At 73.3% G+C, this 7,483-nt stretch carries 7 protein-coding genes; 5 read left to right on the top strand and 2 right to left on the bottom strand.

The features are described from left to right. The coding region (locus tag L0B03_RS11335) for a general stress protein (RefSeq protein ID WP_308200044.1) at positions 1 to 525 on the bottom strand (525 nt) is incomplete at its 3' end. 74 nt (positions 526 to 599) lie between these two features. Between L0B03_RS11335 and L0B03_RS11330 the strand changes: the two genes are divergently transcribed. Further along, positions 600 to 1,898: a magnesium transporter MgtE N-terminal domain-containing protein gene (locus L0B03_RS11330; protein ID WP_250445895.1), complete on the top strand. Its 1,299-nt coding sequence runs from the start codon at positions 600 to 602 to the stop codon at positions 1,896 to 1,898. Then, the gene (locus L0B03_RS11325; RefSeq protein WP_250445894.1) at positions 1,891 to 2,373 is read left to right on the top strand and encodes a DUF1003 domain-containing protein; all 483 of its coding nucleotides are present in this window, start codon (positions 1,891 to 1,893) and stop codon (positions 2,371 to 2,373) included. The genes L0B03_RS11330 and L0B03_RS11325 overlap by 8 nt, the downstream gene beginning before the upstream one ends. Here L0B03_RS11325 and L0B03_RS11320 read toward each other — a convergent pair. Beyond that, the gene (locus L0B03_RS11320; RefSeq protein ID WP_250445893.1) at positions 2,339 to 3,958 is read right to left on the bottom strand and encodes a diguanylate cyclase; all 1,620 of its coding nucleotides are present in this window, start codon (positions 3,956 to 3,958) and stop codon (positions 2,339 to 2,341) included. The two genes, L0B03_RS11325 and L0B03_RS11320, sit on opposite strands and share 35 nt — an antisense overlap. Positions 3,959 to 4,025: 67 nt before the next feature. Here L0B03_RS11320 and L0B03_RS11315 point away from each other — a divergent pair, with 67 nt between their 5' ends. From L0B03_RS11315 to galT, 3 genes are all read left to right on the top strand, one after another. Further along, positions 4,026 to 5,177 (top strand): Mrp/NBP35 family ATP-binding protein, encoded by a 1,152-nt coding sequence (locus L0B03_RS11315; protein WP_250445892.1) that lies wholly within the window; start codon positions 4,026 to 4,028, stop codon positions 5,175 to 5,177. Positions 5,178 to 5,264: 87 nt separating this feature from the next. Next, positions 5,265 to 6,131, top strand: a complete 867-nt coding sequence (locus L0B03_RS11310; RefSeq protein WP_250445891.1) for a DeoR/GlpR family DNA-binding transcription regulator — start codon at positions 5,265 to 5,267, stop codon at positions 6,129 to 6,131. A gap of 62 nt (positions 6,132 to 6,193) precedes the next feature. Further along, entirely contained in the window at positions 6,194 to 7,366 is a 1,173-nt protein-coding gene (gene galT / locus L0B03_RS11305; RefSeq protein ID WP_250445896.1) for a galactose-1-phosphate uridylyltransferase, read from the top strand. Positions 7,367 to 7,483 lie beyond the last annotated feature (117 nt).

Genomic DNA, 7,483 nt, shown 5'->3' with positions numbered 1-7,483 from the left:
GGCCGGGGCCGCGGCCGGGGCCACGCGCGCACGGCCCACACCGGGACCACCCGTCTCGGCGAGCAGCGCGCGGGCCTTGTGAGCCTGCTCGGGGGCGCACAGCACCGCGTAGCTCGAGGCGACGATCTGGCTCGCCGAGGTGAAGTCCCGCTTGCCCCCGGTGAAGGAGTAGGAGATCACCGAGAACAGGATGCCGAAGGCCGCCCCGATCGCGATCCCGAGGAAGATCGGCCGGAAGGACGCCTCGCTCGAGAACAGCGAGAGCAGCAGCCCGACGAACAGCCCGAACCACGCACCGCTGGCCAGGCCCGCGAGCGCGACACGCGAGTAGGTGAGCCGCCCCGTGACCCGCTCGACCATGTGCAGGTCGGCGCCGACGATCGTCACGTGCTGGACCGGGAACTCCTTGTCGGACAGGTAGTCCACGGCCTTCTGCGCCGCGAGGTACTCCTCGTACACGGCGATCTGCTCACCGCGGGGCATGGTGGGGATGGCGGGGAGACGGCCCGAGCGGTTCATGGTCATGGGGGGATTCTCCCCCACCGACCACGCGTGAGCCATCCCCGACCCGATCGGCCCTTGCGCACTACGCTGACGCCGTGAGCAGCGCCGGGAACAGAGTCTTCGCCGCGCGCCTGGTGGGCACCACGGTCTTCGACCCGATCGGGGACCAGGTGGGCCGGGTGCGCGACGTCGTCGTGCTGCTGCGCCTCAAGGGCGCGCCCCGGGCCGTGGGCCTGGTCGTCGAGGTGCCGGGCCGGCGTCGGGTCTTCCTCCCGCTGACCAGGGTCACCAGCATCGACGCAGGTCAGGTGATCTCCACGGGCCTGCTGAACATGCGTCGCTTCGAGCAGCGTGCCTCGGAGACCCTCGTCATCGGCGATCTGCTGGACCGCCACGTCGAGCTGGTCGACGGCAGCGGGGGCGCCACCGTGGTCGACGTCGCGATCGAGCAGCAGCGCACCCGGGACTGGCTGGTCTCCCAGCTCTTCGTCCGTCGCCGGCCGCAGGGCAAGGGCGGTCTGGGGCTGCGCCGTCGCGGCGAGACCTTGCTCGTCGACGTGGACGACGTGCGGACCCTCGCGGGCGGGCCCGAGCTGCAGGGGGCCGAGCTCCTCCTGGCCTCCTACGACGACCTCAAGCCCGCGGACCTGGCCGACGTGCTGCACGAGCTGGGCGCGACCCGTCGCCTCGAGGTCGCCACGGCCCTCAACAACGAGCGCCTGGCCGACGTGCTCGAGGAGCTGCCGGTCGACGACCAGGTCGCGATCCTGTCCTCCCTCGAGCTGGGCCGTGCGGCCGACGTCCTGGAGGCCATGCAGCCCGACGACGCCGCGGACCTGCTGAGCGACGTGTCGGTCGAGAAGGCCGCCGAGCTCCTCGAGCTGATGGAGCCCGAGGAGGCGCGGGACGTCCGGCGTCTGCTCGCCTACGAGGACGACACCGCGGGTGGTCTGATGACCACCGAGCCCGTGGTCCTGGGCCCCGAGACGTCGGTGGCTGCGGCCCTGGCCCACATCCGCCGTCGGGACCTCACCCCGGCCCTGGGCTCGATGGTCTTCGTCTCGCGGCCTCCGCTCGAGACGCCGACCGGGCGATTCCTGGGGGTGGTGCACTTCCAGCGCCTGCTGCGCGAGGCCCCGCACGACGCGATCGGGGTGTTCGTCGACCCCGAGATCGAGGTGGTCGCTCCGGACGCCCCGCTGAGCCAGGTCACCCGCCTGCTCGCGACGTACAACCTGCTGGCCCTGCCCGTGGTCGACACCGAGCGCCGCCTGCTGGGCGCGGTCAGCGTCGACGACGTCCTGGACCACCTGCTCCCGCAGGACTGGCGCGAGGCCGATGCCGAGGACACCGACCGCACGATGACCGAGCAGATGGAGGCCGGCCGTGGCTGACCGCCTCGACACCCCCAAGGAAGACCGTCGCGTCTGGCGGCCCAGGCTCGACCCGGACTTCATCGGGAGCGGGGCCGAGGCCTTCGCGCGGTTCATGGGGACCGGCAGGTTCCTGCTCTACATGACGGGCTTCGTCATCGTGTGGGTGACCCTCAACGCGGTCGCCCTGTTCGGCCTGCGGTGGGACCCGTACCCGTTCATCCTGCTCAACCTCTTCTTCTCGGTGCAGGCCTCCTACGCCGCCCCGCTGATCCTGCTCGCGCAGAACCGGCAGGACGACCGGGACCGGGTCGCCCTCGAGCACGACCGGCAGCGCGCGGCCAGGTCTCTGGCCGACACCGAGTTCCTCGCGCGCGAGATGGCCGGGCTGCGCATCGCCCTGGGCGAGGTCGCGACCCGCGACTTCGTGCGGTCCGAGCTGCGCAACCTGCTCGAGGAGCTCACCCCCGAGCGTGAGGACGAACGAGCCGGCTGAGCGGCGCGACGCAGGTCTGCGCGCGGCCCTGCCGCTTGGCCTCGTAGAGCGCGGAGTCTGCCGCGTCCAGGAGCGCGCTCGGTGTGGTGCGCCCCGGGCCTGAGGCCGCCACCCCGGCGCTGACGGTCACGCTGAGCGTCCCTCCCCCGCGCACCGGCACCTCCACGCGACCGCAGCGCAGCCGCAGCTCCTCGGCCCGGCGCAGCGCCTCCTCCTCGCCGGTCTCAGGCAGCACCATGACGAACTCCTCGCCGCCGTAGCGCGCGACCGTCTCCCCGGGCTGGGCCGCGGCAGCCATGACGTGGGCGATCTCGGCCAGCAGCCGGTCGCCGACCGCGTGCCCGTGCTCGTCGTTGACCTGCTTGAAGTGGTCGGCGTCGAGCATGATCACCGAGGCTCGGCCGGCCCCAGCCACGAGGTCCGTCTCGAGGTCGGCGAGGGCCGCGTCGAGGTGGCGACGGTTGTGCAGTCCGGTCATCGCGTCGCGCACGGCCTGCTCGGCCACCTCGGCGCGCAGCTGGTCGATCGTCTCGACGTGCTCACGCAGCGCCTGGTTCGCCTGGGCCAGCTCGACGCGGTGCGCGACCTCGGTCGTCACGTCACGGGCCACGAGGGCCGTGCCCACCGGGCGATCGCGCCGGTCGGTCAGGGGCGTCGCCCGCACGTCGAGCATGCGGTGCCCGTCGGCCGTCTCGAGCAGGTGCTCGCCGGTGCCGGCACGGACCAGGTCCGCCAGGGGTCCGAGGCCCTGGGGAGCCCCGCTCCCCGGGTCGACGATCGGCACGTCGAGCCGTTCCAGCAGGTCCCGGGCGGCCAGGTTGAGGTCGATCAGCTGACCGTCCTCGTCGAGCACGAGCACGACGTCCCCCAGCCGGTCCAGAACCTGCGCGCGGGCGACCGGCACGACGGCGAGCACCCCCCGGCGCCGCACCGCGTGGGCGGCCACGAGCCCGGCGACCAGGAAGGCCACCGGCGAGAGGTCGTTGATCACGGTGCCCGCGGCCGTCATGTACGCGATCTGGACGATCACCGTGAGGCTGGGCAGGCAGCCCGCCACGAGGATCACCGTGATCCGGGCGCTGCGGAGCACCGGGGCGTGGCGCCGGGCCCGGACCGCTCGGACGAGGCCCACGCCGATCAGGCTGAAGGAGTAGGCGGTGTGCACCCAGAACAGGGAGGTGAGCCGGTACTCGTCCCCTGGCCCTGCCGGCGCCAGGATCAGGTGGTGGGCGTCGTTGGTCGCACCCAGCAGGAGCATCACCACCGGGTGCCCGACGAGCTGAGCGCGGACGGCCGGGCCGGGGTGCCAGGACCGGTCCGCCACGGCGGCGAGCAGGCAGAAGAAGGTGCCGACCGAGAGCGCGGCCGCCGGGAAGACGGTCACGGGGACGAGCGCGTACCGCTGGGCCTCGGCGGACAGCACCACGACGACGGATCCGAGCGCCCACACTGCACTGGCCCCCAGCGTGGCGGCCAGGTACCGCGCGGCCGTCGACCGGCGCTGTTCCCACCACAGGCCCGCGACCACGAAGCCCGTCATGGCAGCGCAGAGGTACAGCAGGGCGAAACCCTGGTCCGCCGTCATCGTCCCTCCTCCGCCCCCAGGAAGATCGGCCGACCGGGCCCGCTGATGAGCAACCTACGATGGAGGCATGTCCGCCCCCACCGTCGAGTCCGTCACCGCCGCGCTCGCCGGGGTCATCGACCCCGAGATCAAGCGCCCGATCACCGACCTCAAGATGGTCCGCTCGGTCGACGTCGAACCCGGCCCGACGACCGAGGCCGGTGCGACGGTCACGGTCGGCATCGACCTGACGACCGCGGGCTGCCCGCTCAAGGACACGATCACCAAGGACGTGACGGCCGCCGTCCAGGCCCTCGAGGGGGTCGGCGAGGTGCGGGTCGAGCTCGGGGCGATGAGCGCCGAGCAGCGCGACGAGCTCAAGACGATGCTCCGTGGCGGCGCGGGCGAGCCGGTGATCCCCTTCGCCCAGCCCGACAGCCTGACCCGGGTCTACGCGATCGCCTCGGGCAAGGGCGGCGTGGGCAAGTCCTCCGTCACGGCGAACCTGGCGGTCGCGTTGGCCGAGCAGGGGCTCAAGGTCGGGGTGGTCGACGCCGACGTCTACGGCTTCTCGATCCCCCGGATGCTGGGCGTCCAGCAGACGCCGACCAAGGTCGACGACATGATCATCCCGCCGGTGGCCCACGGGGTGAAGGTCATCTCCATCGGGATGTTCGTGCCCCCCGGGCAGCCCGTGGTCTGGCGCGGCCCGATGCTGCACCGCGCGTTGCAGCAGTTCCTGGCGGACGTCTTCTGGGGAGACCTGGACGTGCTGCTGCTCGACCTGCCGCCCGGGACCGGGGACATCGCGATCTCGGTGGCCCAGATGCTGCCCTCGAGCGAGCTCGTGGTGGTCACGACGCCGCAGGTCGCGGCTGCCGAGGTCGCCGAGCGCGCCGGGTCGATCGCGCTGCAGACCCGGCAGCACATCGTCGGGGTGATCGAGAACATGTCCTGGCTCGAGCAGCCCGACGGGTCGCGGGTCGAGGTGTTCGGCAGCGGGGGCGGCCAGACCGTCGCGGACAACCTGGGCAAGGCCACCGGAGCGCCCGTCCCCCTCCTGGGGCAGATCCCCCTGGACACCGAGCTGCGGGCCGCGGCCGACGGCGGGACCCCGGTCACCCTCACCAACCCCGACTCCCCCGGCGCCCGGGTGCTGCACGAGGTCGCCCGCGGCCTGGCCACGCGCTCGCGCGGGCTTGCCGGACGGTCCCTGGGCCTGTCTCCCGTGGGGCGCTGACCCGAGGCCTCAGGCCGCCCCTGGCCCGCGGGCCGGACGCGAAGCCCAGGCGGTGCAGTACGACCTCACCCGCTCGGGTGTCCGGTCATGTTCGAATTCTGTCCGTTCTTGGTGAATACTGTTGAGGTGCTCGCGCAACAACGGCAGGACCTCATCCTGGGCGAGATCCGCGCGCGCGGGGCCGTCCGGGTGGCCGACCTGGTGGCCGACCTCGACGTCTCGGACATGACCGTCCGCCGGGACATCGCCGAGCTCGCCCGACGCGGCCTGGTGCACCGGGTGCACGGCGGGGCTGTCGACGCCCGGCACGCCGCGCACGAGCCCGGGTTCCTCGCCAAGAGCACCCTCGCCGGCCCCGAGAAGCAGGCCATCGCCCGGGCAGCCCTCGAGCTGATCTCCCCCGGCGGGGCCGTGGCGCTGTCGGCGGGCACCACGACCCACCTGCTGGCCGCGCTCATCGCCGAGACCCCGACCCTGCGGCCCCTGACCGTGGTCACCAACTCCCTGCCTGCGGCCGAGACCCTGCACCGCCCCGAGGACCACGACCTGACGGTGGTGCTCACCGGGGGCACCCGCACCCCCTCGGACGCCCTGGTCGGCCCGGTCGCCACGGCCAGCCTGCAGACCCTGCGCGTGGACGTCGCGTTCGTCGGCGTGCACGGGATGGACGTCGACGCGGGGCTCACCACGCCCAACCTGCTCGAGGCCGAGACCGACCGCGCGCTCGTCGCAGCCGCGAACCAGACGGTCGTCCTGGCCGACCGCACCAAGTGGGGCGAGGTCGGCCTGAGCCGCATCGTGGCCCTGACCGAGGTCGACGTCCTGATCAGCGACACCGGCCTGGGCCGCGAGGCTGCTCACGCCGCCCGCGAGCAGGTCGGCGAGCTGGTCCTCGCCGAGCCCGCCCCCGCACCCCCTCCCGCTGCCACGCCCGCACCCGCCCCCGCACCCTGAGGACCACCGTGACACCCCGACCCGACACCGCCGCCGGACCCGTCCGTCGCACCGCGACGCAGATGGCCGACGGCCGCGACCTCATCTACTTCGACGACACCGAGGCCTACGTCTCGGGCGAGCGCACCCGCCGCCTGGACGACCCACGCCCGCTGCCCCCACGCTTCGAGCCGAGGGTCGACGCCGACGGGGTCGAGCAGCCTCCCGCGGGCCCCGAGATGCGCCTCGACCCGCTCACCGGGGACTGGATCCCCATGGCCTCGCACCGCATGAACCGGACCTTCCTGCCCGCGGCCGACGCCTGCCCGCTGTGCCCGGCCCGCCCGGCGGACTCGGGCACCGACTACTCCGACGGCGAGGTGCCCGACACCGACTACGACGTCGTCGTCTTCGAGAACCGCTTCCCGGCGCTCATGCAGCTGCCCGGCGTCGGCCTCGAGGACGGCTGGGACGTCGACGGCGAGGAGCTGTGGCAGGCGCGCCCCGCGGCCGGACGCTGCGAGGTCGTGTGCTTCAGCTCCGACCACACCGGCTCCTTCGCAGGCCTCACCCCGCGCCGCGTGCGGACCATCATCGAGGCCTGGGCGGACCGCACCACCGAGCTCTCGGCCCTGCCGGGGATCGAGCAGGTCTTCTGCTTCGAGAACCGCGGGAAGGAGATCGGGGTGACCCTGCCCCACCCGCACGGGCAGATCTACGCCTTCCCCTTCGTGACCCCTCGCACCCAGGCGATGCTGCGGCAGGCGGCCGCCCACCGTGAGCGCACCGGCGGCCACCTGCTGCGTGACGTGCTCGACGCCGAGCGTCGTGCCGGCACCCGCGTGGTCCTGGAGACCGAGCACTGGACGGCCTACGTACCGGCGGCCGCACGCTGGCCCGTCGAGGTGCACCTGGCCCCGAACCGGGACGTGCTGGACCTGCCGGGTCTCACCGAGGCCGAGCGCGAGGACCTCGCCATGGCCTACCTCGAGCTGCTGCGCCGGCTGGACCGCTTCTTCGTCGAGCCCGAGGAGGTCGGCGGCGCCCCCATCCCGCTGCCCTACATCGCGGGCTGGCACCAGGCCGTGGTCGGCGAGGGCCGCGAGCTCGGGCGCCTGCACCTGCAGGTGATCTCGGTGCTGCGCGCCCCTGGCAAGCTGAAGTACCTGGCCGGGGTCGAGTCGGGCATGGCCTCGTGGATCTCTGACACCACCCCCGAGCGCATCGCCGCCCGACTGCAGGAGGTCGCCCTGTGAGCACGTCCACCACCACCGGCCCGGGCGCGCCCGTCGAGTGGCTCGAGGCCTGGCCCCAGGCCGAGGGCTCCGCCCGGGCCACGGCCGCCTTCCGCGCTGCCTTCGCCGGCGCGCCCA

It is taken from the genome of Actinotalea sp. C106, assembly GCF_023630195.1.
In the GTDB taxonomy this organism is placed as follows: Bacteria; Actinomycetota; Actinomycetes; order Actinomycetales; family Cellulomonadaceae; genus Actinotalea.
This window is presented reverse-complemented; position numbering and strand designations above follow the sequence as displayed.

Coding starts and splice junctions, on each gene's coding strand:
- L0B03_RS11320 (WP_250445893.1), bottom strand. CDS start 3,958: ATGACGGCGGACCAGGGTTTCGCCCTGCTGTACCTCTGCGCTGCCATG.
- L0B03_RS11315 (WP_250445892.1), top strand. CDS start 4,026: ATGTCCGCCCCCACCGTCGAGTCCGTCACCGCCGCGCTCGCCGGGGTC.
- L0B03_RS11310 (WP_250445891.1), top strand. CDS start 5,265: ATGTTCGAATTCTGTCCGTTCTTGGTGAATACTGTTGAGGTGCTCGCG.
- galT (WP_250445896.1), top strand. CDS start 6,194: ATGGCCGACGGCCGCGACCTCATCTACTTCGACGACACCGAGGCCTAC.